The following is a 26,813-nucleotide window of genomic DNA, read 5'->3' as shown; positions in this document are numbered from 1 at the left end:
TGGGAACGCCCGTGCGCCTTCGGACCGAGCCAATGCGAAGATCACCGGTTCCGCACGCGGGCCGGGACCGGGCAGGTGACGGATTCCTTCGTCCGGCCGACCGCCGATGGCGTACCACCGGGGCGCTCCGCTACCTGCCGCGGGCCGTCACCAGGTCTGCCGGCAGCCAGGATCCGTCCCCCTGCGATCGCGACACGCGGCACCGCCGCCCCCGTCGTGCCGCCCCGTCGCCCCGCGCCTATGACCGCTCCGCTCCCGTCGTCACCGTCCGCTCCGCCGAGAAGCCGCTCCACGTCCCGTCGGGCAGCTTCGCCCTGATCCGCACCCGCTGGGTGACCCCGGCCTCCCGCCCCACGTAGAAGCTGTACGTCGCCTTGTCGCGCGGGGTGGTGTCGCCCCAGACGAGCGAGGTGGCGGGCTGCCGGTCGAGCTGGATCTGGTACTCGGTGATCACCCCGTCGATCGTCTCGGCGTCCGGCGGAATCCAGGAGAGATCGAGGTAGTACGCCCCGTCGGTGCGATGCGTCGCGGCCCGGAAGCCGGTCGGCGCCAGGCCGGTGCCCGTGCCCTTGCCGTCGTCGGAGCCGGCGGTCGTGATCCGTACGGCCGGGCTCGCGGGCGAGACGTTGTCCGCCGCGTCCCGCGCCCGGACCGTGAAGGAGTACCGCGTGCCCGGCCGCAGCCCCGTGACCACGGTCGCCGACTGTGCGCCGCCCACACTGTGGATCTTCGATTCGCCCTGATAGATGTCATACGAGGCCACGCCCCGGTCGTCCGTGGACCTGTCCCAGGACAACTGGGCGGCCCGGCTCCCGGCCGCCTTGCCGCGGGGGCGCTCCGGGGCGCTCGGGGCCCGTTTGTCGGAGGCGGTCGCGGCCGGAGTGGTGGCCCGCACCCGCTCGCTGAGCGGACCGAGCCGTCCGTCGGCGTCCCGCGCCCGTACGGAGAAGGCGTACATGGTCGACGGCTTGAGCCTGGTGATGTCGACCATGTGGTCCGAACCCGGCACTTCCTTCACCATCGTGGTGCCGCGATACACCTCGTAGTGCGCGACCTCGGGCTTCCCGGAGGCCCGGTTCCACATGACGTGCACGCTGGTGGAACTGCCCGCCGCCGCGGTGACGCCCGCCGGGGCACCGGGCGGCCGGTCGCCCGCCGCCGTGCCGTCGCCACCCCAGCCGCAGGACACCACCATGAGCAACGTGCCGGGGAGCACCGCGGCTCGCAGGAGTACGCGTCTCACAGTCCTGCCCCCTCGACGGGAATGGTCCGGACCAATATGACTCGGTCGGCGTGACCACATCAAGAGGGCCTTGTTCGCGATATCGACCGGACGTTACGTATGCTGATGCTCTTCGCGGCTGAACTCGCCCTTGTCGTAGGGCAGTTCATGCCCACGGTGCGGAACGCTGTCGTCGCTGATCCCGCGCCGGCGAGGGCGGCCGGGCGGCCGGAGCCGACATCGGCTCCGGCCGCCCGGCCCCCGACGAGACGTCACCGGGCGTGCTCCGTACGGCCCCCCAACGGTGGCCACATGATCGAACCCCCACCAGATTGGGCCGAGTGTTCGTCAGTGCCCGCCCAGGAGAGGGTCTCTTATCGTGCGTGCCCAGTCGCTGAGGCTGGCCGCGGCCGGCGCTGCCCTGCTCGCCCCCACCACGATCTCCGACGTCGCCCCGTTGCCCGATGCAGTGCACGAGCGCGCGGGGAACGCGGGACCCCCGGGGAACGCCGCATCCGCAGGGGCTGTCCGGGCCGCCGACCTGCTGGCCGCGGTGCGCGACTGCGTGCCCGTCTCCCGCGGCCTCTACCGCACCGACGACGGGGCGCCCGCGGACATCCCCGTCTGCGGAAAGCGCGGCGCGGTCTTCTGGAAGGCCGACCTGGACATCGACTGCGACGGCCGGCCCGGCCCGTACTGCAACGAGAGCACCGACCCGCTCTTCGCCGACACCACCGCCTTCCAGCAGTCCGACGGGCACCACCTCAGCGCCGAGACCCTTCCGTACGTCGTGGTGCCCGCCGCGAGCCACATCTGGGACCACGAGGAACACGGCGTCCGCAGCGGCACGGTCGCCGCCGTGATCCACGGCGACCGTGTGCAGTACGCGGTCGTCGGCGACCTCGGCCCCGAGGGCCTCATCGGCGAGGCGTCGTACGCCACGGCCCGCGGCCTCGGTATCCGCCCCGACCCGCGGGGCGGCGGGGCCGCCTCCGGGGTCACGTACATCTTCTTCGAGGGCTCCGGCGTGTCTCCCATCGAGAACGCCCGGGCGGCCGTCGCCGAGGGCGAGCGACTGGCCCGGGAGTTCATCCGCCGGAACGAGGCCCGCTGAGGGCGCCCGTCTCACACCTTCCGATAGCTGTACGCGTCCGCGGCGGCCGCCTCCACCGCCGCCAGGTCGGCTCCCGTGGACGCCGTGACGACCGCCGCCACCGCGCCCTCGACGAAGGGGGCGTCCACCAGACGGGTGCCCGCCGGGAGTTCGTCGCCCTCGGCGAGCAGGGCCTTCACGGTGAGGACCGCGCTGCCGAGGTCGGTGAGGACGGCGACACCGGCGCCCCGGTCCACGGCTGCGGCTGCCGCCGAGATCAGCTCGGAGCTGGTGCCGAAGCCGCCTCCCTCGACGCCGCCCGCGGGTGCCACGGGAGCGGTCGTACCGCCGCCGGCGAGCCCCGTCGCCAGTTCGGCGACCGAGGCGGCCACCGCCGCGCTGTGCGACACGAGCACGATGCCCACCAGTTTCTCGTCGCCTCCCGTCGCGCTCGGCATGTCACTCACCGGCCGTCTCCGCGAGCGCCGCGATCAGGAGGGCCGAGGAGGTGGCACCGGGATCCTGGTGTCCGATGCTGCGCTCACCCAGGTAACTCGCCCGGCCCTTGCGGGCCTGCAACGGCGTGGTCGCCAGGGCGCCCTGCTCTGCGGCCACCCGTGCCGCTGCGAAGGACTCACCGAGCGCGTCGACCGCGGGCACCAGCGTGTCGATCATGGTCTTGTCGCCGGGCGCGGCCCCGCCGAGCTGCATCACCGCGTCCACGCCGGTGCGCAGCGCGTCGGCGAGTCCCTGCTGGTCGACCTCGGCCGCGTCACCGAGCGCCTTGCCCGTGCGGCGCAGCAGCGTCCCGTACAAGGGGCCCGACGCGCCGCCCACCGTCGAGATCAGCTGCCGTCCGGCGAGCATCAGGACGGCGCCGGGTGTCTCCGGTGCCTCCTTCTCCAACGTGGCGGCCACGGCCCTGAAGCCGCGCTGCAGGTTGCTGCCGTGGTCGGCGTCGCCGATCGGCGAGTCGAGGGCGGTCAGCCGCTCCGCCTCACGGTCCACGGACGCGGCGGTCGCCGTCATCCAACGGCGGAAGAAGTCGGCGTCGAGCACTGGATCTCCTTGCGTGGTAAAGGTGTTGACCGGTCTCACCGGCACTGGCCGGGATCGCACCGGCACGGGCGGGGGAACGTCACATGCCCCAGCGCAGGCCCGCCGTACGCACCGGTGCGTCCCACAGCCGCAGCAGGTCCTCGTCGACCTGGCACAGGGTCACCGAGGCGCCGGCCATGTCGAGCGACGTGACGTAGTTGCCGACGAGCGTGCGCGCCACCGGGACCCCGCGCTCGGTCAGCACCCGCTGGACCTCCGCGTTGAAGCCGTACAGCTCCAGGAGCGGTGTGGCGCCCATGCCGTTCACCAGGACCAGGACGGGGTTGCGGGGGCTCATGTCCTCCAGGATCGCGTTCACCGAGAAGTCGGCGATCTCCCGCGAGGTCATCATGGCCCGTCGCTCCCGGCCGGGCTCGCCGTGGATGCCGACGCCCAACTCCAGCTCCCCGGGCGGCAGATCGAAGGTGGGGCTGCCCTTGGCCGGAGTCGTGCAGGCGCTGAGCGCCACGCCGAAGCTGCGCGAGTTCTCGTTGACCTGGCGGGCGAGCGCCTCCACCCGCTCCAGCGGCCGGCCCTCCTCGGCCGCGGCGCCCGCGATCTTCTCCACGAACAGCGTCGCTCCGGTGCCGCGGCGGCCGGCCGTGTAGAGACTGTCGGTCACGGCCACATCGTCGTTGACGAGGACCTTGGCGATCTGGATGCCCTCGTCCTCTGCCAGCTCCGCCGCCATGTCGAAGTTGAGCACGTCACCCGTGTAGTTCTTGACGATGAACAGCACACCGGCGCCGCTGTCCACGGCGGCCGCCGCCCGCACCATCTGGTCCGGCACCGGGCTCGTGAACACCTCACCGGGACAGGCCGCCGACAGCATCCCGGGGCCCACGAACCCGCCGTGCAGCGGCTCGTGCCCCGAACCGCCACCCGAAACAAGCCCCACCTTTCCGGGCACCGGAGCGTCCCGCCGTACGATCACCCGGTTCTCGACATCCACGGTCAGCTCGGGATGGGCGGCCGCCATGCCCCGCAGCGCGTCCGCGACAACGGTCTCCGCGACGTTGATGAGCATCTTCATGGGTACCTCCTGGTGAGCTTCGCAGGCGGGGTCTCGTCCTGCGTTGTTGCTGGTCAGAGTAGGGGAAGCCGGTTATCGATCTTGGTGATCCGTGATGACCCGCGGCGGGTCGTGGTGGTACTGATGCCGAGTCGATGTTGACTTTGGTGACGGAGTGTCAGATTGTCGTTGTAGGTCGGATATGCGGCGGCTGGAGTACTGCTCTGGGCAGTATCAACCTTGCGGCAGCGAAGGTCACCTGTGCCTGCGCCGTCGCTTCCCGTCCCGCGATGCACGGCGCGGTTCGGATGACGCCGTGCCGCCCGTTGAACCGCGCCTTCGAACTGCCGCCTCGTCGAACGGCGGCCAGGAGTGGAAGGTCTTGGCACCGCGGTGCCGCGGTGCCGCGGTGCCGCGCGTGCTCCGGCTTCGGGGTGGTGCCGGTCGGGCAGGTTGTTGCTCTGCTGGTGGTACACGAGCGCGATGCCTGCCGGCCTGCGAGGGGCGGTGTCCTCCAGGGATTCTGTTCAGCGCCTTGGCCCGTGACTGGCTGGCTCGGATCTTGGATCGGGAGAGGCGCGCAGGCTGGCGCTTACGGTTGTCGTGACCGCGTGGAGCGTCGCCGAGCCGCTACAGCACGAACTGATCGAGGCCGAGGGTCGCCACGCACGTCGGCGCCCGCAGGGAGAGCACACTGATGTGCCGCCCCTGTGCAGCGGACCACGTTCTGGGCATCGAAGAAGACAGAGGAGTTCCCTTGGACACCCCCGTACGCATTGGACTGATCGGCTACGGTTTCGGCGGCCGCGTATTCCACGCTCCGCTGCTCGCAGCCGCCCCGGAATACGACTTCCTGGGCGTGGTCACAAATTCACCCGAGCGCCGAGCCCAGGTCACTCAGGACTTGAGCAGACCGACCTTCGACTCGCTGGAGGATCTGGCCCGCGCCGGTGCGGAAGCGGTCGCCGTCTCCACCCCCGCGGCCACGCACATCCCTTTGGTGCGGCAGGCACTGGAACTGGGCCTGGCCGTCGTGTGCGACAAGCCATTCGCACTCGATGCGTCCTCGGCCCGTGCGGCTGTCGAGTTCGCGGAGAAGCAGGGGCGTCCACTGACGGTCTACCAGAACCGCCGGTGGGACTCCGACTTCCTCACTCTGCGGGCGCTGCTGGACCGCGGCGAAATCGGCACGGTGCTCCGCTACGAGTCCCGGTTTGAGGTCTTCAGCCCCGAAACAGGTGCTCCTGCCGCGGGTGGTGGCACGCTCATCGACTTCGGCAGCCACCTGGTCGACCAGGCTCTGGTGGTGTCGGGTCCGGTGGAGCGGGTCTACGCGGAGATGCATCATCGCGAGGATGAGGGTGGACTCGACGACGACATCTTCGTGGCCCTGACCCACCGCAACGGGGTGCAGTCCCACCTGTGGGGCAGTTGGCGGCAAGGGGCCCCGGGACCCAGCCTGCGCGTCACCGGGAGTACGGGCACCTTCGTCGTCGACCACAGGGATGGCCAGGACCGCGCGCTGATGACCGGTGCGACACCGCAATCCGAGGGCGACAGCTGGGGTACCGAGCCCGAACACCTCTGGGGTCGGGTGCGGCGCGGAGATACGGTCGAGCCCATCGCCTCGGATCGCGGCAGATGCGACCTGTTCTATCCCGCTTTCGCGCTCGCAGTCCGCGGTGAGGGACCTGTTCCCGTCGATCCCTGGGACGCGGTGGCCACCGCCACCGTCCTGGATGCCGCACGGGCCAGTGCCCGCGATGGTCGGGTGACGCCCCTGCCTTGAATGCGCTTGCCCACAGAGTGCGACCGGCACGGGCCCCCACACGGTCCAACTCCGAGTGGGCTGCCACCGGCCACGCACCAGCGACCGGATCGTGGGCCTTGTCCTTGATCAGATCGCGGTCGACGACTCCATCATCAAGGCACCCGGCGGCGGTGAGGCCGCCGGACGCTCACCGGTGGGCCGCAGAAAACAAGGTCTGAAACGCTCCCGCTTGGCGGATGGCTACGGCATCCCGCTGGGCCGCGTCCGGGTCGGAGCAAACGGGCACGACTCACCCCTGCTCGCTCCGACCCTGGACGACCTGGGGGTCTGCCGCACGATCGGGTGACATCTGAACTGGCTTGCCCTGTGGGGCGGGTGGGAAGGATGTCGCTGTGCCGAAGCCTTATCCGGAGGAGTTCCGCGAGGACGTCGTGCGGGTCGCGAGGAACAGCGGCCCGGGTGTGACGGTCGAGCAGGTGGCCACCGATTTCGGGGTCCACCCGATGACGTTGTGGAAGTGGATGCGCCGGGCGGACATCGATGACGGGTCCAAGCCCGGGGTGACCAGCCAGGAGAGCGCGGAACTGTGGGAAGCGCGTCGGCGGATCAAGCTGCTGGAGCAGGAGAAAGAGGTCCTGCGCCGGGCCGCGGCTTACCTGTCACAGGCGCATCTGCCGGGAAAAGGATCTACCCGCTCGTGAAAGAGCTGGCCACGGGCGGAGTTCCCGTCACTCTCACGTGCAGGGTCCTGAGACTTGCCCGCCAGCCCTACTATCGCTGGCTGGAGCGGCCGGTGACCGATGCCGAGTTCGAGCAGGCCGCACGCGCGAACGTGTTGTTCGACGCGCACCGCGAGGATCCGGAGTTCGGCTACCGGTTCCTGGCCGACGAGGCCCGCGGCGCGGGATCCGGCATGGCCGACCGGACCGCGTGGCGGATCTGCCGGGACAACAACTGGTGGAGCGTGTTCGGCAAGAAGTGCGGCAGCACCGAGAAGGCCGGCCCGCCGGTGCACGACGACCTAGTCCGCCGTGACTTCACCACGACCGGACCGAACCGGTTGTGGCTCTCCGATTTCACCGAACACGCCACCGGCGAAGGCAAGTTGTATCTCTGTGCGATCAAGGAGGTCTTCAGCAAGAGGATCGTGGGCTACTCGATCGACACCCGGATGAAGTCCCGCCTGGCCGTCACAGCCCTCAACAACGCTGTCGCCCGGCGTGGACACGTCGACGGGTGCATTCTGCACAGCGATCGCGGATCGCACTTCCGGTCACGGAAGTTCGTCCGGGCCCTCGACCACCACCGGATGGCCGGCTCGATAGGGAGGGTCGGGGCGGCAGGCGACAACGCGGCCATGGAGTCCTTCTTCAGCCTGCTGCAGAAGGACGTCCTCGACCGCCGATCGTGGGCCACCCGCGAGGAACTGCGGATCGCGATCGTGACCTGGATCGAGAGGACCTACCACCGACGCCGCAGACAAGCCGCACTCGGCCGGCTGACCCCCGTCGAATTCGAGACCGTCATGACCACACCGGCCCTCCAGGCCGCGTGACCGAACCTGTCACCCAAAGCTGCACCAGACCCCCCGGCCCGCAGCCCGCAGCCGGTCTGCGAAGCCGGGGCGGTCGTACGCCTCCAGCTCCACCCGGGGCACGGCCGCGAGGATCTGGAGGTCCGCCTGGGATGCGACTTCCGGGCGAGAGGCGCGGAGGCGTACACGGCGAGTGCGTCGGCCGGGGCGGACGAAGCCCGCCCGACGTGTGAGGACGAGTTGCCGAGTGCCGACAGGAGGCCCGGGGACGGAACGTCAGAGGGCCGGCCGGTGCCCTCGATCACCGGTGAAGGAAGGCATCGGCGTCCGCTGCCGGCGCTGCCCACCAGTCACCCCTTGCTCGTGCACCGTTGGGGATGCGCTCCGGGTGCGGCGCCACTGGTTCGGACGCAGACTGGCGGGGTGAGCCGTACGCACGCGCGACGCAACGAAAGCGCATCCGGTGCCGGACGCGCGGCCTCCCAGCCGCTGGCGCTCGCGGCGATGATGTTCGCGGTGGCGATGACGTTCATCGACCAGACGATCGTGTCGATCGCGGCGCCCGACATCGTCTCCGAACTCGGCCTGTCCGCCTCGGGCATGCAGTGGGTGGTCAACGCCTATTTGCTGTCCCTGGCCGCGTTCTTCGCCGTCGGCGGACGCCTCGCCGACCTGTGGGGACCACGTCGAGTCGTCGTGGCAGGCACCCTGATCTTCGTCGTGTCCTCCGCGATGTGCGGCTGCGTACCCGACGGGGACTACGCACTGACGTGGCTCGTCGCCTTCCGCGCGACCCAGGGCCTTGGGGCGGCGCTGCTCTTCCCCGCCGCTCTCGCGGTCGTCGTGGCGGTGTTCCCCATCGAGCGGCGGGGACGCGCCCTGGCCCTGTTCTTCGGCCTCACCGGTGCCCTCACCGCCGTGGGACCGCTACTCGGCGGCTGGCTGACCACCTGGACCTGGCGGGCGATCTTCTGGGTCAACGTCCCCGTCGCCGTCGTGGCGCTGATCCTCACCGCACTCGCCCACATCTCAGACCGGCGACGCGACGAACCGCTGGACGTCAAGGGCGCTGTGCTGATCGCCGTCGGCATGGGCACAAGTGTGCTCGGGTTCCAGCAGGCGGCGGCCTGGGGCTGGGACAGCGCGGCGACGTGGGCCTGCATCGTCGGTGGCCTCGCGGTGCTGTACGTCTTCTGCCGCTACGAACTGCGCACCCGCCACCCCTTGATCAACCTGTCGGTCTTCCGCGACCGCGCCTTCACGGTGGACTCGCTGGTGCTCTTCTTCGCCATGCTGGCGTTCGTCCCCGTGTTCTTCTTCGCCTCGGTCTACGCCCAGGTCTCCCTCAGCGCCTCGGCCAACCAGGCCGCCCTGTACCTGCTGTACTTCTTCGTGGGGTTCGCCATCGCCTCCCAGTGGGGCGGCCGCATCCTCGACAAGCGGGGCGCACGCCCCGCGTTGAAGATCGGCTGTGTGGTGGGCGCCGTCGGGTTCGCGCTCTGGGCCGGCAAACTGACCGACCTGTCCATGCACGACCAGTGGCCGTACGTCGCACTCGCCGGCGCGGGCATCGGGTTCATCCTCGCCCCCGCCTCGACGGATGCCGTCAACCGGTCGATCGACGCCTCCTACGGCGAAGTCACCGGCATCACCCAGACCGTCCGCAACTACGCGGCCAGCATCGGACTTGCCGTCTTCGGCACCATGCTGACGCACACCATGACGGACAACGTGGAGAGCACCCTCCGGGCCCGCGGCGTACCGGCGGACCAGGTCGACTCCGTGGCCGGGGACGTGACGCAGTCGATCACGGGCCAGGCGGACGCCCGCACCCCCACCGGCGACGGCCCGGCCGCGACCGCCATGCGCGACGCGATGTCCTCGATCCGTATGGACTTCGCCGAGGCCAACCAGTGGGTGTTCTACGGCATGGCCGTCGCACTCGCCATCGGCTACCTCTGCGCCCTGCGCCACCCGGGCGGCAAGGCGCCGGGCACGACGGAGGAGTCGCCCGCGCGGACCCCCGTACGCCACTGAGCACAACTTCCGCCCGGCCCGGCCACTTTGACGCCCACCTCGGTCACCGGCCCACTGCCAACCGCACACTTGGGTCGGGACAGAGCTCAACGGGTCGGTTCCGTCGCGAAGTTCGTGGAGAGCCGGCGTCAGCGGTCGGTCAAGTGGTCGGCCGGTGTTGGCGAGAGCTGCTGCATGAGGCTGATCATGTCGGGGGCGACCCACTCCTCGGCGATCTTGTCGCCTTCGACGCGGTAGAGCTCGATGCTCCGGAAGCTGATCTGCCGGTCCGTCGCCGGGATTCCTTGGAAGGTGCCTCGGTGCGTTCCGCGGAAGCGGACCCGTACGGCCACCTTGTCGTCAGCGCCGAACATGTCCTCGACGTCGATCCGCAGGTCAGGGAAGCCGTTCCACATCGCCTGAGCACCCAGTCGCCAGAGCTGCGGGCCGTGCAGCGGGTCGGGCAGCCCGGGGACGTTGGCGATGAAGTCCTCGGTCAGCATCTCGACACACGCGTCCAGGTCGCCGCGCTCCAGCGTCTTGTAGGCCGTGCGCAACAGGGACAGGTTCTTCTCGGTGGTCGTGTTCATCTCGTCCCTCTCGGTGTCCTCTCCAGGGGGATCGCCCCGACGAGCGCGGTGACCGCTCCGATCCGCATGGCTCTCAGTAGAGACCCTGCCGCTGCGTCAAGGTCAAGAACGGCCCGAGGCTCCCCTGCGGTGCCCCCGATCCCGGCAGACGATCACCTCCGGCAGCCTCGCCGTCGGAGTTCTCCGAGGGGTGGCTCGGCAAGAACGCCTTCGCGGAAGGCTGATCGACGTCCGTAGCATCCGGGCGTGCAACGCATCCTCGTAGTCGGCATCACCGGAGCCGGAAAGACCACCATGGCCCAAGCCCTCGCTGCGCGGCTCCAGTTGCCGTTCCACGAGATGGACTCGCTCATGTTCACCGGCCCCGGCTGGACGGTCGACCCCGACTTTCGCCAACAGGTCGCGAGGATCGCCGCCACCCCCGCCTGGGTCTTCGACTCCTTCGGCCACCCCGAGGTCCGCGACCTGCTGTGGACCGGCGCCGACACCGTGGTCTGGCTCGACTACCCCAGAGCCGTCGTCATGCCGCGCGTACTGCGCAGATCCCTGCGACGGACCCTGCTGCGCGAGCGGGTCTTCGGCGGCAATGTGGAGACCCTGTCCTCCTGGTTCGGCGGCGACCACCCCGCGTGGTCGTCCTGGGCCCAACACGCGGCCCGCCGCGCCGAGATCAACCGCCGCACGACCGACCCACGCTTCGCGCCGCTGAACGTCATCCACCTCCACTCTCCGCGGCAGGCCACCGCGTGGCCGGCCGGCCCCACCTCACCTCCGACTGACCTCGCGATCCATGAACGCGGCGATTTCCGTCACCTGTGACTGATGTGGCTGAGGAGTCACCTGTGGGGCAATTGTTTGCGTCTTGTAAAGGTGCATGTCGTCCTCGCCCCAAGCTCGTTCTGGCGTGAACGGCAAGACCTTATTCAGGACAACTGTCTGTTCAGGCCATGACACTGACGGCCTTTCAGTGTGAAGATCTTCACGCCGCGCGGCACTCATCGCATGTTCTCTCCGGATGGCCGACACCACCATCCGGTCTTCCCACACGGCCGCCGCCGAGCGGCCGGAAGGAGCAGGAGTGCCGAGATCCTTACGTCCCCGCAGGCCCGGACCGTCTCGTAGTCCCCGGCGCGTCACGGGAGGCGCGCTGGTCGTCGTGACCGCCCTCATCGCCGGCGCGGCCGCGCCGGCGACCGGAGCGCCCGCCCGGCCGAATCAAGTCCCGGGTGCCCAGGCCCGGATCGCCGCGGACCCCAGAGCGGGCGCGGCTCCCGTCCCGCTCACCCCCGCACAGCGCACCGGACTGCTGAAGTCCGCGGCGAACTCCGCCAAAGCCACCGCCGGCTCCCTGAAACTGGGCGCCAAGGAGAAGCTGCTGCCGAAGGACGTCATCAAGGACGCCGACGGCACCGTCCACACCCGTTACGAGCGCACCTTCGCCGGACTCCCCGTCCTCGGCGGTGACTTGGTGGTCCATCAGCGCGCCACCGGCCGGACCGTCACCCGGGCGACCGACGCCCCGGTGTCCGTACCGACGACCGACGCCACGGTCGCCGCCTCGACGGCGAGGAAGTCGGCGCTCGCCGCCGCCAAGGCCGACGGCACCGGGCAGGTGCAGGCGGACGGAACACCGCGACTGGTCGTCTGGGCGGCCGACGGCGCACCCGCCCTCGCCTGGGAGTCCGTGGTCACCGGCGTCGAGGACGACGGCTCTCCGCGCAAGGTGCACGTCGTCACCGACGCGAAGAGCGGCAAGAAGCTGAGGGAGTTCGAGACCGTCCACCCCGGCGTGGGCAAAGGCCAGTTCAACGGCGAGGTCGACCTCGGCAGCACACGTGACGGAGACGTCTTCGAACTGACCGACACACAGCGAGGCGGCCACAAGACGTACGACATGGGCGGCGCCACGAGTGGCACCGGCACGCTCTTCACGGGCGCCGACGACATCTGGGGCGACGGAGACCCGGCCAACCGCGAGACCGCCGCCGCGGACGCCGCGTACGGCGCTCAGAAGACCTGGGACTTCTATCACGACCAGTTCGGCCGCAACGGCATAGCCAACGACGGTGTCGGCGCGTCCTCCCGGGTCCACTACGGGAACAACGTTGTCAACGCCTACTGGGACGACGACTGCTTCTGCATGCTCTACGGAGACGGCAAGGACAACGAGAACCCGCTGACCGCGCTCGACGTCGCAGCCCATGAGATGACCCACGGTGTCACCAGCGCCACGGCGAACCTCTACTACAACAACGGCGAGTCCGGCGGCCTGAACGAGGGCAGCAGCGACATCATGGCCGCCGCCGTGGAGTTCTTCACGAACAACCCGAACGACGTGCCCGACTACGAGGTCGGCGAGCGGATCGACATCAACGGCGACGGCACCCCGCTGCGTTACATGGACAAGCCCTCCAAGGACGGCCTGTCCCAGGACTACTGGTCCACCGAGACCGAAGGGCTCGACCCGCACTTCTCCTCCGGCGTGGCGAACCACTTCTTCTACCTGCTCGCCGAGGGGAGCGGAGCGAAGACCGTCAACGGCGTCGGCTACAACAGCCCGACCCACGACGGCGAGCCGGTCCCCGGCCTCGGCCTGCACAACGCCACGAACGTCTGGTACCGGGCGCTGACCATGTACATGACGTCCACCACCGACTTCGCCGGCGCCCGCGTCGCGACCCTCCAGGCCGCCGCCGACCTGTTCGGCCGGTCCAGCGAGGCGTACGAGGCCGTCGGCAACACCTGGGCAGCGGTGAACGTCGGCCCGCGCTTCGTCAACCACGTCGCGCTGACGGCGCCCTCCGGCCAGGAATCCGCGATCGGCCAGCCCGCCACGCTGAAGGTCACGGCGGACACCAGCCGTTCGGGCAGCCTCACCTACGGGGCCACCGGCCTGCCCGACGGCCTGGCCATCGACGGCGAGACCGGTGTGATCTCCGGGATCCCGGCCGAGACGGGGGAGTTCACCCCGACCGTGACGGTGAGCGCCGCGGACGGATCCGGAGCCGAGGCGGGCTTCGCCTGGAGTGTCATCGCCTCGGGTGGCGACTTCTTCGTCAACCCGGGCAATGTGCGGATCCCCGACGCGGGTGACCCGGTCGATTCCCCGCTCATCGTGACCGGCCGCACCGGCAACGCCCCGAGCACCCTCCAGGTCTCGGTGGACATCGTCCACACCTACCGCGGCGACCTGGTGATCGACCTGGTCGGCCCCGGCGGCACCACCTACCGGCTGAAGGACGCCTCCGACGACGACAGCGACGACGTACACACGACGTACACCGTCGACGCCTCCGCCGAACCGGCCGACGGCACATGGAAGCTCCGCGTCCAGGACGACTACTCGTTCGACACGGGCTACATCGACAGCTGGAAGCTGACCTTCTGATCCACGCCTCCGGGTCTGTGGTGCCGACGGGTGCCACAGACCCGGGAACGGGCGTGGGAGATCGAGGCTCTTGGGGCGAAACCGCCCACCAGGCCGGTCGGTTGCGGGCTCCAACGGCCGGAGACGGCCTACCCTCGCCGGGTGCGGCCGGGGACAATGAGGCGTTGTCCGGCCTCCATCGAGTCTCGTCGGTGGCGCGCTTGAACCTGACCGACCGTCTTCGGGGGAGATTCGGGTGATGAGAGCACGCGGTACCACCATCGGACGTTCCCGGCTCGCCGCCTCGGTGCTGAGCCTGCTCGTCGTGGCCGCCCTGGCTGTGTCCGGCACCAATGCGACCGCGGCACCCACGGCCGCCGCCGCACCAACCGCGGCCTCGGTGTCCGGCGCGGCCTCGGCGGTCGATTCGCTGGGGATCGCCGGGACGAGCTGGGCCCTGGACGAGCGGACCGGGAGGCTGCGGGTTCTCGCAGACTCCACGGTCGGGACCGCGGACCTGGCCGATGTCCGTCGGGCCGCCGGCCGTTTCGCCGGTGCCGCGACCGTCGAACGGCTCGACGGCCGGCTGCGTCCTCTCCTGTCGGGCGGTGACGCCGTCTACGCCTCCAGCCGGCGCTGTTCGGCGGGGGTCAACGTGCAGAGCGGTTCCAGCTACTACTTCGTCACGGCGGGCCACTGCACCGACGGCCTGCCCACCTGGTACACGAGTTCCGGCCTGACCACGATGGTCGGCCCCACCACGGGCACGAGCTTCCCCGGCAACGACTTCGGCGTCGTCCGGTACTCCAACCCGTCCGTGCCGCACCCCGGCACCATCGGAACGGTCGATGTCACCGGGACCGCGACCGCCTACGTCGGCCAGAGCGTCTGCCGTCGGGGATCGACCACCGGTGTCCGCTGCGGCAGGGTCACCGCGCTCAACGCGACCGTCAACTACGGGAGCGGAGACGTCGTCCACGGCTTGATCCAGACCAACATCTGCGCCGAACCGGGGGACAGCGGCGGCCCGCTCTACGCAGGCGACAAGGTCGTCGGCATCCTCTCCGGCGGCTCGGGCAACTGCACCTCGGGAGGGACCACCTTCTACCAGCCGATCCAGGAAGTGCTGAGCGCCTACGGCCTGTCCGTCTACTGACGGGTTGCCGGCCCTGGGCAGGCGAATGGCCAGCCCAGGGCGGTTTCGCCCCATCCTGCGTTGTCAACTGCCGCACACCTCTAGACATCCGATCTATTCCCCGGCGACGATGATCGCGCCCTCGACAGGTGTCGATGTGGCTGCGACCTCCTCTGCGATAGAGCCGATGAATGGGCCGGAGACACCGTGATCAATGAATCCCAACCGCAGCGACGAAGCATCCTCAAGTTCGGCGGTGCCTTCGCCCTTGCACCCCTGATCACTCAGCTGGCCGGTGGAATCCCCGCGGGACAGGCCGTCGCCGCGGGGACGGGCGCGCAGGCGGGCGTCCAGTGGCCGACCCTGTCGCGCAAGGCGCTGAAGTACTCCGTACCCGCTCTGGACTGGCAGTCGCAGGCCCTGCCGATCGGCAACGGCCGACTCGGCGCCATGCTCTTCGCCGACCCCTACGAGGAGCGCATCCAGTTCAACGAACAGAGCCTGTGGGGCGGGGTCAACAACTACGACAACGCTCTCGCCGGCAAGCCGGACAGCGACTTCGACACCGGGATGACCGGCTTCGGCTCGTACCGGAACTTCGGTGACGTCGTCGTCACCTTCGCGCCCCGTGCGAGCCCGAAGGTCACGGCACCGGGGGGACCGTACAGCAGCTCCTCGTCGGAGGGTGTCGACAAGACGTACGACGGTGAATCGAGCACCAAGTGGTGCATCGAGGGGCCCGGTTCGAAGGTGCAGTGGCTGGTCGAGCTTCCCGAACCCGTCGAGGTCGCGTCCTACCGTCTGACGAGTGCCAACGACGTGCCGCAGCGCGACCCGCAGGAGTGGAAGTTCTCCGGTTCCGCCGACGGCACCACCTGGCGCACGCTGGACAGCCGCACGCTGGAGGCGCCCTTCGAGAGCCGTTTCCAGACGAAGGAATTCACCTGTGCCGACGCCGACAACGACCCTGCGGCCTACCGCTTCTACCGGTTCGACTTCGTCCCCAAGGCAGGCGTCAGCCACTTTCAGCTGAGCGAGATCGGCCTGTCCGGCGTCGACCTCGGCGGGGGCGGTTCGATCTACCTGTCGTCACCGAGCGGGCACTCCAAGGGATCCGGTGGCGGGGCCAAGTCCCGTGGCACGGACATCTCCAGATCGGTGGACGGTGATCCGGCCACGGTCTGGCGGGTCGACGCCGACGCCGACGCGCAGACAGTCGTATGGCAGGCCGACCTGCCCCGTGCGGTCGCCGTCACCTCGTACGCGCTCACCGCGGCCCCGGACCGTCCGCGGGACGACCCCCGGAGATGGGTACTGGAGGCGTCGCGGGACGGGCGTGACTGGACGACCCTCGACACGCAGAGCCCCGGAGCGCCGTTCGCCGACCGCGGCAAGACCCGTACCTTCCGGATCAGCAACACGACGGCCTACCGCGCCTACCGGCTCACCCTGACCCCCGGCGCGTCCTCCAACGGCCTCCAGATCGCGGAGATCGCGCTGGAAGGCGCGGGCTTCGACACGCGTACACAACGGTCGGTCGTCGACTACCAGCGCAGCCTCGACTTCGTGAAGGGCGTCCACACCACCCGTTTCGGTGCCCCGGGGCGCCGCGTCCTGCGCGAGGCCTTCGCCAGCCGGTCCGCGGACGTCATGGTCTTCCGGTACACGTCGGACGGCGCCCGGGCGCTCTCCGGAGCGATCTCGCTGAAGTCCGGACAGGACGAGGCCCCGACCACCGTCGACGCCGGCGCCGGGCGGATCGCCTTCAGCGGTGTCATGGGCAACGGACTCAAGCACACGTGCACCGTCCGGGCCGTGCACACCGACGGCGACCTCCGCGCCGACGGGTCGGTGCTCCGGTTCAGCGGCTGTACGACCCTGACCCTGTTCCTCGACGCCCGTACCGACTACAAGCTCGACGCCGCCGCCGGGTGGCGCGGGGCCGATCCGGCACCGCTCGTCGCCAGGACGCTCGACAAGGCCGTCGCCAAGTCCTACAAGAAACTCCGCGACGAGCACACCGCCGGGATACGAGCCCTCATGAACCGCGTCTCGGTCGCCTGGGGCACCACCGACAACGCCGTCGCCGCTCTGCCGACCGACGCCCGGCTCGCGCGTTACGCGGCGGGCGGTGAGGACCCGACACTCGAACAGGCCATGTTCGACTACGGCCGCTACCTGCTGATCAGTTCCTCCCGCCCGAACGGCCTGCCCGCCAACCTCCAGGGCCTCTGGAACGACAGCAACCAGCCGGCGTGGGCCTCCGACTACCACACCAACATCAACATCCAGATGAACTACTGGGGGGCCGAGACGACGAACCTGCCGGAGAGCCATGAGGCGCTCGTCCGGTTCATCGAGCAGGTGGCGGTGCCCAGTCGCGTGGCGACCCGCAATGCCTTCGGCAAGGACACCCGCGGCTGGACCGCCCGCACCAGCCAGAGCATCTTCGGCGGCAACTCGTGGGAGTGGAACACCGTCGCGAGTGCCTGGTACGCCCAACACCTGTACGAGCACTGGGCGTTCACCCAGGACCTGGGCTATCTCCGGACCACCGCCTACCCGATGATCAAGGAGATCTGCGAGTTCTGGGAGGACCAGCTCAAGGAGCGCGCGGACGGACTCCTGGTCTCCCCGAACGGCTGGTCGCCCGAGCACGGGCCGCGCGAGGACGGCGTCATGTACGACCAGCAGATCATCTGGGACCTGTTCCAGAACTACCTCGACTGCGAGGCGGTCCTCAAGGCGGACCCCGCCTACCGGGCCAAGGTCGCGGACATGCAGGCACGCCTCGCCCCGAACAAGATCGGCAAGTGGGGTCAACTGCAGGAGTGGCAGGAGGATCTGGACAGCCCCACCGACTACCACCGCCACACCTCGCACCTCTTCGCGGTCTACCCTGGCCGCCAGATCACCCCGGAGACAACCGAGTTCGCAGCCGCCGCCCTCGTCTCGCTCAAGGCGCGGTGCGGCGAGAAGGAAGGCGTCCCGTTCACCGCCGCGACGGTGCCGGACGACAGCCGCCGCTCGTGGACCTGGCCCTGGCGGTCGGCCCTCTTCGCCCGCCTCGGTGACGGGCAGCGCGCCCAGATCATGCTGCGCGGGCTGCTGGCCTACAACACGCTGCCCAACCTGTTCGGCAACCACCCGCCCTTCCAGATGGACGGCAACTTCGGTATGACGGGCGCCGTGGCGGAGATGCTTCTGCAGAGCCACGACGGCGTCATCCACCTGCTGCCCGCTCTGCCGGACGGCTGGAAGGCCAAGGGGTCCTTCACCGGGCTCCGCGCCCGCGGCGGCTACGAGATCGACTGCGAGTGGCGGAACGGGAAGGTCACGTCCTACAGAATCGTGGCCGACCGGGCGCGCGGCCGGGGGAACGTCACCGTGCGGGTGAACGGCGTCGACAAGAAGGTGAAGCCGACCAAGCCCTGACGGCGGTACCGGCTCGCCGCCGCAACTGCCGGGTCGACGGCCGCCCGAACCGCAACTGCCAGGCCGACGACCGCCCGCCGCCCGAAACGGAGCGGCACGGGTCGTCGGCCTGGCCGCGCTCCGAAGGTGCGATGCGGTCGCTGCCCGGTTGCCGCAGGCTCAGCCCCCTGCCGGCGAGCCCCTGACCCCCTGGCGGCATGGCAGCAGCCAGGGGGTCAGGAGCGCACGGCACCTGCCTCCGGTCAGTTCGCCGCGCGGAACGAGCGCAGGCGCAGGGAGTTGCCGACGACGAACACCGAGGAGAAGGCCATGGCCGCTCCGGCGATCATCGGGTTGAGCAGGCCGGCTGCGGCGAGCGGCAGGGCGGCCACGTTGTAGGCGAAGGCCCAGAAGAGGTTGGACCGGATGGTGCCGAGGGTGCGACGGGCGAGGCGGATGGCGTCGGCCGCGGCGCGCAGATCGCCTCGTACGAGTGTCAGGTCGCCGGCCTCGATCGCGGCGTCCGTGCCGGTGCCCATGGCCAGGCCCAGGTCGGCCTGGGCGAGGGCGGCCGCGTCATTGACGCCGTCGCCGACCATCGCGACCGAACGGCCCTCGTCCTGAAGCCGCTTGACGACGTCGACCTTGTCCTGCGGCAGCACCTCGGCGATGACGTCCTCGGGCGCGATGCCGACCTCACGGGCGACCGACTCGGCAACGGCCCGGTTGTCGCCGGTCAGCAGGATCGGTGTCAGGCCGAGTGCGCGCAGCCGCGTGATCGCCTCCGCGCTGGTCTCCTTCACCGCGTCGGCGATTTCGAGGACGGCCCGTGCCTCGCCGTCCCAGGCGACCGCGATGGCGGTGCGGCCGGCCGCCTCGGCCTCGGCCTTGGCGCGCGTCAGGCCCTCGGGCAGTTCCATGGCCCAGTCCGCGAGCAGCCGCTCACGGCCCACGAGGACCGCGTGACCGTCGACGATGCCCTGGACACCGAGACCGGGTACGTTCGCGAAGTCCTCGGGGGTGGGCAGCGAACCCAACTGCTCAAGTGCCCCCTCGGCGACGGCGCGGGCGATCGGGTGCTCGGAGGAATGCTCCAACGCGCCTGCCAGGCGCAGGACTTCGGCCTCGTCGGTGGTGTCGGCGGTGTGCACGGCCAGCAGGGTCATACGGCCGGTGGTGACGGTGCCGGTCTTGTCGAGCACGATGGTGTCGACCTGACGGGTGGACTCCAGGACCTCCGGGCCATTGATCAGGATGCCGAGTTGGGCGCCGCGGCCGGTGCCGACCATGAGCGCGGTCGGGGTGGCCAGACCGAGGGCGCACGGGCAGGCGATGATCAGTACGGCGACGGCCGCGGTGAAGGCCGCCGTCAGCCCGGACCCGTTGCCCAGCCAGAAACCGAGGGTGCCCAGCGCGAGCGCGATCACGACCGGCACGAACACGGCGGAGATGCGGTCCGCGAGGCGCTGCGCGGCGGCCTTGCCGTTCTGCGCGTCCTCCACCAGCCGGGCCATCCGGGCGAGTTGGGTGTCGGCGCCGACCCGTGTGGCCTCGACGACCAGTCGGCCCCCGGAGTTGATTGTGGCGCCGGTGACCGGGTCGCCCGTGGAGACCTCCACCGGCACGGACTCACCGGTGAGCATCGAGGCGTCCACCGCGGAGGAGCCCTCGACGACCGTCCCGTCCGTGGCGATCTTCTCGCCCGGGCGCACGAGGAAGCGGTCACCGACCTTCAACTCGGCGGTCGGGACGGTCTGTTCGCGGCCGTCGGGGCGCAGCAGGGCGACGTCCTTCGCGCCCAGCTCAAGGAGGGCCTTGAGCGCCGCGCCCGCCTTCCGCTTGGAGCGGGCCTCGAAGTACCGGCCGGCCAGGATGAAGGCGGTCACGCCTGCGGCAGCCTCCAGGTAGATGTTCCCGGCGCCGTCGCCCCGGGCGATCGTCAGCTCGAAGGGATGCGTCATGCCGGGCGTGCCCGCGGTGCCGAGGAACAGGGCCCACAGCGACCACAGGAACGCGGCCGAGGTGCCCACCGAGATCAGCGTGTCCATGGTGGCCGCGCCGTGCCGCGCGTTGGTGAACGCGGCCTTGTGGAACGGCCAGGCGGCGTACGTCACGACCGGCGCCGCCAGCGTCAGGGACAGCCACTGCCAGTACTCGAACTGCAGGGCCGGGACCATGGCCATCGCGACGACGGGAGCGGCCAGCACCACCGCGGTGATCAACCGCTCGCGCAGCGGCCGCAGTTCGGCGTCCGCACCCGCCGCTGCGTCGTCGTCCTCGGGCTGGGTGCGTAGGGGCGCCGGTTCGTGCGCGGTGTACCCGGTCTTCTCGACGGTGGCTATCAGGTCCTGGACGGATACGTCACCGTCGTAGGCGACCTTGGCCTTCTCGGTGGCGTAGTTGACGGTGGCGGTGACCCCGTCCATGCGGTTGAGCTTCTTCTCGATACGCGCCGCGCACGAGGCACAGGTCATGCCGCCGATGGCGAGCTCTACCTCGGTGCCGGTCGTCGTGGTGGTCATGGCTGCTCCTCGTACGGGGTGGGTGGCCGGGGCCCGGCAATGCGCGGGCCCCGGCCGGTGCGGGGGAGTGCCCGGGGTCAGACCCGCCCGGTCAGCTCGTAGCCGGCGTCGTCGACGACCTCGGCGATCAGCGTGTCGTCCGGCTCAGAGGCGCCGACGACGGTGACCCGGCCGGTGTCGAGGTCGACGTCGACCCCGGTCACGCCGTCCAGCTCACCGATGACCTGGGTGAGCGTGGCCTTGCAGTGGCCGCACGTCATGCCGGAGACGGCGTAGGTCGTGGTGACGGTGACGCCCTCGGTGGCCATGGCGCGGTCGGTGGTGGCGGTCGAGCAGGAGCCGTCGGTGGAGCAGCAGGACGAGGACATGGGTTCCTCCTGGTGAGTACAGTCGATGGGTCGCAGATACGGGGTGGGGGTATCCGTGTCGAAATCCTGTATACCCCTGTAGGGTATCTGACGCAAGCCGTGCGGCCGCCTTGACTTTATACCCCCTAGGGGTATGTTGAAGTGCATGGAGGGCCTCGTCTCCCAGTCATCGGCCCCCATCCCTCAGGAGATGGCCATGCATACCGGAGTGAAGATCACCGCGTTCGCCGCCGCACTCGCCGCGACCTTCGGCACCGCCTACGGCGTGGGTCAGGGCATCGACCCCGTCGTCGCGGAGCGCGAGCCCGCGAGCCACGACACCCACGCCGAACCGTCACCGGAGCCGGGAGGAGGCGGGGGTCACGCGGAGGGCGAGTCGGCAACGGAGGGCCAGTCACTCCCGGCCGGCGGGCTGCAGATCTCCGAGAACGGCTACACCCTCGACCTGAAGACCTCCCGGATCGAAGCCCGGCAGCGCGCCGACCTGCGCTTCTCCATCCGGGACGAGAAGGGTCGCGCGGTGACCACGTACAAGCGCGAGCACGAGAAGGAACTCCACCTCATCGTGGCCTCGCGCGATCTGGTCACCTATCGCCACCTGCACCCCACCCGCGCCGCCGACGGCACCTGGAGCATCCCCGTCGAGGTGCCCCGGGCGGGCGGCTACCGGGTCTTCGCCGATTTCACCCCGGCGAGGAAGGGGGCCGAGAACCTCACCCTCGGCGCCGACCTCGCGGCCTCGGGCCCGTACGAGCCGAAGGGGCTGCCGGCGGCGAGCGCGACGGCGAAGGTGGACGGATACGAGGTCAAGCTGGCGGGCGGCCTGCGACCGGGCGCGGCCGGCGAGCTGGAGCTGAACGTGTCCCGCGGCGGAAAGCCCGTCACCGACCTCCAGCCCTATCTCGGCGCCTACGGCCACCTGGTCGCCCTGCGCTCCGGTGACCTCGCGTACCTCCATGTCCACCCCAACGGCGAACCCGGCGACGGAAAGACCAGGTCCGGCCCCGGCATCTCGTTCACGGCCACCGCGCCGAGCCCGGGCGCGTACCGCCTCTTCCTCGACTTCAAGCACCAAGGCGTGGTCAGGACCGCCGCGTTCACGGTTCACGCGGGCCGGGCGACGGGCGGCAACGGCGAGCACAGCGAGGCCGCCGAAGAGACCGCCGAAGGGACCACCGAAGGGACTTCGGACGGGCACGGGCACTGAAGGGGACCGTCCGTTCTGAGTTGGACCGTCGAACGCCACGTACGTAAGGGAGCAAGTAAGGGTCGGCGATCGGTGAGCCGGAGAACGGGCCCGGCTCCCCTGAAGGGTGGCGTCATGACGGGACCGCTTCTGGGCTGGACGTTGGTGGTGTTGGGCGTCGGCGTGGCCGGCGGCAACCTGCTTCGTATGGCTCTCGTCAGAGGCTGGGCCCGGTTCGAAGCGGCGGCCGAGGCTGTGATGGGCGGGGGCATGGCCGTGATGGCCGCGCCGCCGACAGCGGGTGCCTACGGCGCGCACAGCACCTGGTGGGCCGCGGTGTTCGGCGCCTTCTGTCTCGGAGGCGTGGCACTGTCCGTACGGCATGCGGCCCGGGGCGGTCTGCGGTATCTGCGTCATGGCGGCCACGTCGTGATCGGCAGTGCCGCCATGGTGCTCATGACGCTGGCCATGTCCGGCACGACGTCCTCACCCGCTCTCGCGCTGGCCGGTTCCTCCGGGCACGGGGGGATGGCGGGCATGGCCGGTATGGAGAGCGTGGGCGCCCATGGTCACGGCGGTCTGGCCGAGGTGGCCGGCTCCGCGGGAGGCGCGCTCGCCTGGCGTGTGGCCTTCTGGGCGTTGGCCGCGTACTTCGTGATCTTCATGGCTCTGGCCGTGCGTGCCCGTCTGCGCGGCGGGGACGGGTCGCTGCCGGCGGTGGCCGACGGCACGCGGACCCGCCACCGTCACGCCCGACGCCATGCCTCGCTGCTCACCGTGCCGAACGCGCGGCTGGCCGGTCGTGTCGGGATGGGCGGGCCGATGGCGACGATGCTTCTGATGATGGCCGCCTGAAGACGGCCGCGGATGGCGACCTGCCGGTGGCTCGGAGCGATCGCGGCCCCTGGCGTCATGGCGTGTCCTGGACCGGGAGGCGCAACCGGAGTTCGTAGCCGCCGTCCGCGGTGGGACCCGACGTGACGGTGCCACCGAGGAGTTCCGCCCGCTGGCGCAGACCGACGAGGCCGTGGTGCGCGCCGGGCAGGGGAAGCGCGGGACGGGTGGCGGAGGCGTTGGTGACGATGGCGTGGACCGTGTCGTCCGCGTGATGGACGTCGATGGCGGCGGTGGCCCCGGGAGCGTGCTTGCGTACGTTGGTCAGCGCTTCCTGGACCGTGCGGTAGACGGCGCGCTGGACGGTCGCGGGCAGGTCGTCCGGCAGGTCCGTGCGCAGCGCGGCCTCGATGCCGCTGGTGTCCACCAGCCGCTGGAGGTCCGCCAGGGACGGCTGCGGAGTCAGTTCCGTGGGACGGCTTCCGGAGGCGCGCAATACGCCGACCATGTGCCGCAGCTCGTCCAGTGTCTGCACGCTGAGCCGGCGGATCGTGGCCGCCGCCTCCTTCGCTTCCGGGTCCCGGGTGCCCACCTGGAGCGCTCCGGCCCGTACCGCGATCAGGCTGACCTGATGGGAGACCACGTCGTGCATCTCCCGGGCGAGCTGCGCGCGTTCCTTCGCCAACACACTCTGGGCCAGCAGCCGGCGTTCGTGCTCCCGTGCCTCGGATATCTCGGACAGCCGCAGGGACAGTTCACGGCCGGTCTGGACGAGCTGGCCGAGGAAGACGGGAGCGGCCGCCGTCGCCAGGCTGTACGTGACGATGACCAGGTCGGAGGAGTCCGACAGGTCGGAGAACTCGGGTGACGGCCACGACCACCAGGTGAGATCGCAGGCCGCGCACACCAGCGCGCAGAGGGCCAGCAGCACGCGACGACGGCTGAGGGAGGCGAGGGTGTACAGCGCGATCAGCGTGGCGAGTACCGCGTCGCTGACCAGGGTGGCCGGCAGGGCGAGCAGGAAGGTCGGCAGCGGCAGACGGCGACGGAGCACGAGGGAGAAGGCGGCGAGCAGCGCGCAGGCCATGCGCAGCGGTTCTTCGCTGTCGTAGTGGATCCAGACGTCCAGCAGGCAGACCGCGACGAGCATGGCGTCCATGACCGGGGCGGGCACGCGGCGGTGCCTCATCCGCGCTTCCGTTCCTGAGAGTTCGGCGAGTCCCGAGAGCCTTGCGGGTTGCGCGAGGAGCTTCATCCGTCCTCCGGGTCCCGCGGTGGCCTGAGCAGACCCGCGCGTTCGGCGAGCAGGGCCGCCTGGACACGGCTGCCCACCTCCAACTTGGCCAGGACGGCGCTCACATGGTCCTTGACCGTGCCGATGCTCAGATGCATCCGCGCCCCGATACCGGTGTTGGACAGTCCCTCGGCGATGAGGACGAGAACGGCGCGCTCGCGTTCGGTCAGCCGGGCCACGCAGCGGGCGGCCGACTCGTGGGGCCCGTTGTCCAGGTACCCGTCGACCACGGTCCGGGTGACCCGGGACGACAGAACGACGCCGCCGTCGGCCAAACTGCGTACCAGCAGCGGCAGTTGCACGGGGTCGGTGTCTTTGAGCAGGAACCCGGCCGCCCCCGAGCGCAGTGCCGTCGCCACGTACTCGTCCATGTCGAACGTGGTGAGCATGGCCACCGTGGGCGGCTGCGGCAGCCGGCGCAGCTCGGCCAGGACAGTGAGCCCGTCCACGTCCGGCATCCGGATGTCGAGCAGCACGACGTCGGGACGCAACTCCCGCGCCGAATGGACGGCTTGGCCGCCGGGGACCGCCGCCACGACCTCGATCCCGTCCGCGGAGTCGAGGATGTGCCGGAAACCCGTACGGATCAGAGCCTCGTCGTCGACCACAAGTACCCGGATCACCTGCGCTCCCTCGCCCCGGGGCCGCCGCTGGACTCCTACGACGCCCGGCAGCCTCCTCCGGTTCCTTCGCCTCGGCGCTCGCCGGGCGACGGGGGCGGCTCCGGCCGGTCGGCGGGGCAACTCCGGCCACCTGCCGGATGGGTTGGAACCCGCACCCGCCCGATCCTGAAGCACATGACACACGACGCGCCATCGGTCTCAACGGCTCTGTCCCCGGCGCCCGCCTCGGAACAAGGCAGCACTCCCACCACCGCTCCCGCGCCGTCGGCAGGGCGGCTGATAGGCATCGACCTGGCCCGCGGACTCGCGGTCTTCGGCATGTACGCGGCCCATGTCGGCCCGGACCCGTCGGAGGGCGGGCCGCTGGGCTTCGTGCTGGAGCTGGCGCGCGGGCGTTCCTCCGCGCTCTTCGCCCTGCTCGCCGGTTTCTCGCTCGTCCTCATCACCGGCCGCCCGCACCCCCGGACCGGTCGGGCCGGACGGCAGGCCGTGGGCAGGATCCTCATCCGCTCCGTGGTCCTGGTCGTGCTGGGCTTCGCCCTGACCGCACTGGACACCGACGTCGACGTGATCCTGGCCTTCTACGGGCTGATCTTCCTCGCCGTGCTCCCGCTGTACCGGCTGCGGGTCCGGACGCTCGCGGCAATCGGCGTCGCGAGCGCGCTGGTCATGCCCCAAGTCCTGTACGTCATCCGCCAGTCGATCGACAACGGCAGCTGGGCCGACACCGTCATCGGCCGGGACCCGCTGGCGCGGATCAGCGACACGGACGGTCTGATCGAGCTGCTGTTCACCGGCGAGTACCCGGTGCTCACCTGGATGCCGTTCATGATCGTCGGCATGGTGGTGGCCCGGCTCGACCTCGGCCCGGCCAAGGTCCGTACCCGTCTCGCCCTGACCGGCGGCGGGTTGGCCGTCCTCGGCTACGGCGGCTCCTGGCTCGCCCTGCGCCTCGTCCCGGACGCACAGGCCACCATCGCCGCGGCCACGGACGGAGACTCGGCTGCCTCGGCCTGGTGGTCCGACACCGTCGGCTACCTCACGGACGGCACCCCGGCCACCTGGCTGTTGGTGGCCGCGCCGCACAGCCAGACGACCTTCTCCATCCTCGGCAACACGGGCGCCGCGCTCCTCGTGGTGACCGCCTGCGTCGCCGTCACGGCCCGGATGCCCCGAGTCACGCGCCTGGCCACGCCCGTCGCCGCGGTCGGCATGATCTCGCTGACCGCCTATGTGCTGCACATCCTCGCCATTCACGTGGTCGGCATGGAGGAGGAGACCGGCCCTGCCCTGATCGCGCTCCTCGCCTTCATCGCGACCGCCATGCTGCTGGCCACCGCCTGGACACGACGGTTCCGCCGCGGCCCTCTGGAGTACTTGCTCCACGCCACCACACGCGTCGCCCGCCACATCAAGTGACGCCTGGATCGGACCGAACGCCTCAGCTGCCTCAGCTGCCTCTGCCGCCCGGGCCGACCGGGCGGCAGAGGCCCGGGTGTTCAGGAGTGGCCGGCCGCGATGCCGACAACTGCCGTGCGGGCGACCAGGACGGGAGTAGCGTTCACGGTCCGCCCTGTCGCCCTGTCGCCCTGTCGCCCTGTCGGCCGCAGCGCCTTGCGCAGGGCGGAGACCTCCTCGTCCGGGACGACGGGAGTGGCAGGTTTCCGGAGCGGGGGGAGGGTGCCCGCCCGGCGAGTCGGTCGGACATCGGGGACCCCCCGGTAGGACGTGATA

The 26,813-nt window shown here is 70.4% G+C and carries 20 protein-coding genes and 1 pseudogene; 12 read left to right on the top strand and 9 right to left on the bottom strand.

Annotation, left to right across the window (positions count from 1 at the left end; genetic code table 11):
- Window positions 1–238: 238 nt before the first annotated feature.
- Window positions 239–1,243, bottom strand: coding sequence for a fibronectin type III domain-containing protein (locus ACH4YP_RS28600; protein ID WP_398493335.1), 1,005 nt, complete (start codon window positions 1,241–1,243; stop codon window positions 239–241).
- 358 nt (window positions 1,244–1,601) lie between these two features.
- On the opposite strand from ACH4YP_RS28600, the gene ACH4YP_RS28595 reads away from it, so the two are divergent.
- Window positions 1,602–2,336, top strand: coding sequence for a glycoside hydrolase family 75 protein (locus ACH4YP_RS28595; RefSeq protein ID WP_398493333.1), 735 nt, complete (start codon window positions 1,602–1,604; stop codon window positions 2,334–2,336).
- 11 nt (window positions 2,337–2,347) lie between these two features.
- Here the strand turns inward: ACH4YP_RS28595 and ACH4YP_RS28590 are convergent, their stop codons facing one another.
- From ACH4YP_RS28590 to dhaK, 3 genes are all read right to left on the bottom strand, one after another.
- Window positions 2,348–2,773 carry a PTS-dependent dihydroxyacetone kinase phosphotransferase subunit DhaM gene (locus tag ACH4YP_RS28590; protein WP_398493417.1) on the bottom strand — a complete coding sequence of 142 codons (426 nt, stop codon included), beginning with the start codon at window positions 2,771–2,773 and terminating at the stop codon, window positions 2,348–2,350.
- A gap of 1 nt (window position 2,774) precedes the next feature.
- The gene (dhaL, locus tag ACH4YP_RS28585; protein WP_398493331.1) at window positions 2,775–3,374 is read right to left on the bottom strand and encodes a dihydroxyacetone kinase subunit DhaL; all 600 of its coding nucleotides are present in this window, start codon (window positions 3,372–3,374) and stop codon (window positions 2,775–2,777) included.
- 79 nt (window positions 3,375–3,453) lie between these two features.
- Window positions 3,454–4,446, bottom strand: a complete 993-nt coding sequence (gene dhaK / locus ACH4YP_RS28580; RefSeq protein ID WP_361063918.1) for a dihydroxyacetone kinase subunit DhaK — start codon at window positions 4,444–4,446, stop codon at window positions 3,454–3,456.
- Between the two features lie 736 nt (window positions 4,447–5,182).
- On the opposite strand from dhaK, the gene ACH4YP_RS28575 reads away from it, so the two are divergent.
- From ACH4YP_RS28575 to ACH4YP_RS28560, 4 genes and pseudogenes are all read left to right on the top strand, one after another.
- Window positions 5,183–6,214 (top strand): Gfo/Idh/MocA family protein, encoded by a 1,032-nt coding sequence (locus tag ACH4YP_RS28575; RefSeq protein ID WP_398493329.1) that lies wholly within the window; start codon window positions 5,183–5,185, stop codon window positions 6,212–6,214.
- An 82-nt stretch (window positions 6,215–6,296) separates the two neighbouring features.
- Window positions 6,297–6,512 (top strand): annotated as a pseudogene (locus tag ACH4YP_RS28570) (IS5/IS1182 family transposase); the annotation flags it as partial.
- A 76-nt stretch (window positions 6,513–6,588) separates the two neighbouring features.
- Window positions 6,589–7,751 (top strand): IS3 family transposase gene (locus ACH4YP_RS28565; protein ID WP_398493327.1). Its coding sequence is split into 2 segments (ribosomal slippage): window positions 6,589–6,873 and window positions 6,876–7,751, totalling 1,161 coding nucleotides; the frame shifts between segments, so codons are not numbered across the junction.
- Between the two features lie 483 nt (window positions 7,752–8,234).
- Window positions 8,235–9,767 (top strand): MFS transporter, encoded by a 1,533-nt coding sequence (locus ACH4YP_RS28560; RefSeq protein ID WP_361064017.1) that lies wholly within the window; start codon window positions 8,235–8,237, stop codon window positions 9,765–9,767.
- Window positions 9,768–9,895: 128 nt separating this feature from the next.
- On the opposite strand, the gene ACH4YP_RS28555 is transcribed toward ACH4YP_RS28560, so the two are convergent.
- Window positions 9,896–10,336: an ester cyclase gene (locus ACH4YP_RS28555; protein ID WP_398493326.1), complete on the bottom strand. Its 441-nt coding sequence runs from the start codon at window positions 10,334–10,336 to the stop codon at window positions 9,896–9,898.
- Between the two features lie 246 nt (window positions 10,337–10,582).
- Here ACH4YP_RS28555 and ACH4YP_RS28550 point away from each other — a divergent pair, with 246 nt between their 5' ends.
- The 4 genes from ACH4YP_RS28550 to ACH4YP_RS28535 all read left to right on the top strand — a co-directional run bounded on the left by ACH4YP_RS28550 (window position 10,583) and on the right by ACH4YP_RS28535 (window position 18,273).
- Entirely contained in the window at window positions 10,583–11,155 is a 573-nt protein-coding gene (locus ACH4YP_RS28550; protein WP_398493325.1) for an AAA family ATPase, read from the top strand.
- 337 nt (window positions 11,156–11,492) lie between these two features.
- Window positions 11,493–13,724 carry a M4 family metallopeptidase gene (locus ACH4YP_RS28545; RefSeq protein ID WP_398493323.1) on the top strand — a complete coding sequence of 744 codons (2,232 nt, stop codon included), beginning with the start codon at window positions 11,493–11,495 and terminating at the stop codon, window positions 13,722–13,724.
- Window positions 13,725–13,962: 238 nt separating this feature from the next.
- Window positions 13,963–14,859 carry a S1 family peptidase gene (locus ACH4YP_RS28540; RefSeq protein WP_398493321.1) on the top strand — a complete coding sequence of 299 codons (897 nt, stop codon included), beginning with the start codon at window positions 13,963–13,965 and terminating at the stop codon, window positions 14,857–14,859.
- Between the two features lie 186 nt (window positions 14,860–15,045).
- Window positions 15,046–18,273, top strand: coding sequence for a glycosyl hydrolase family 95 catalytic domain-containing protein (locus ACH4YP_RS28535; RefSeq protein WP_398493319.1), 3,228 nt, complete (start codon window positions 15,046–15,048; stop codon window positions 18,271–18,273).
- A 242-nt stretch (window positions 18,274–18,515) separates the two neighbouring features.
- Here the strand turns inward: ACH4YP_RS28535 and ACH4YP_RS28530 are convergent, their stop codons facing one another.
- Together ACH4YP_RS28530 and ACH4YP_RS28525 are read right to left on the bottom strand one after the other, a co-directional pair.
- The gene (locus ACH4YP_RS28530) at window positions 18,516–20,774 is read right to left on the bottom strand and encodes a heavy metal translocating P-type ATPase (protein ID WP_398493317.1); all 2,259 of its coding nucleotides are present in this window, start codon (window positions 20,772–20,774) and stop codon (window positions 18,516–18,518) included.
- A 77-nt stretch (window positions 20,775–20,851) separates the two neighbouring features.
- A complete protein-coding gene (locus ACH4YP_RS28525; RefSeq protein ID WP_398493415.1) occupies window positions 20,852–21,082 on the bottom strand; it encodes a heavy-metal-associated domain-containing protein in 231 nt (76 codons plus the stop codon).
- 256 nt (window positions 21,083–21,338) lie between these two features.
- On the opposite strand from ACH4YP_RS28525, the gene ACH4YP_RS28520 reads away from it, so the two are divergent.
- On the top strand, window positions 21,339–22,349 hold the full coding sequence (locus ACH4YP_RS28520; protein WP_398493315.1) for a hypothetical protein: 1,011 nt from the start codon (window positions 21,339–21,341) through the stop codon (window positions 22,347–22,349).
- A 114-nt stretch (window positions 22,350–22,463) separates the two neighbouring features.
- Complete coding sequence (locus tag ACH4YP_RS28515) at window positions 22,464–23,183, top strand: DUF5134 domain-containing protein (protein WP_361063950.1); 720 nt, start codon at window positions 22,464–22,466, stop codon at window positions 23,181–23,183.
- Between the two features lie 55 nt (window positions 23,184–23,238).
- Here ACH4YP_RS28515 and ACH4YP_RS28510 read toward each other — a convergent pair whose 3' ends face one another.
- Together ACH4YP_RS28510 and ACH4YP_RS28505 are read right to left on the bottom strand one after the other, a co-directional pair.
- Window positions 23,239–24,351, bottom strand: coding sequence for a sensor histidine kinase (locus ACH4YP_RS28510; RefSeq protein WP_398493313.1), 1,113 nt, complete (start codon window positions 24,349–24,351; stop codon window positions 23,239–23,241).
- Window positions 24,352–24,413: 62 nt separating this feature from the next.
- Complete coding sequence (locus tag ACH4YP_RS28505; RefSeq protein WP_398493311.1) at window positions 24,414–25,079, bottom strand: response regulator; 666 nt, start codon at window positions 25,077–25,079, stop codon at window positions 24,414–24,416.
- Window positions 25,080–25,253: 174 nt separating this feature from the next.
- Between ACH4YP_RS28505 and ACH4YP_RS28500 the strand changes: the two genes are divergently transcribed.
- Entirely contained in the window at window positions 25,254–26,498 is a 1,245-nt protein-coding gene (locus ACH4YP_RS28500) for a DUF418 domain-containing protein (protein ID WP_398493309.1), read from the top strand.
- The last annotated feature ends 315 nt before the right edge of the window (window positions 26,499–26,813 follow it).

The organism is Streptomyces sp. NPDC020747 (genome assembly GCF_044334695.1).
In the GTDB taxonomy this organism is placed as follows: Bacteria; Actinomycetota; Actinomycetes; order Streptomycetales; family Streptomycetaceae; genus Streptomyces.
This window is presented reverse-complemented; position numbering and strand designations above follow the sequence as displayed.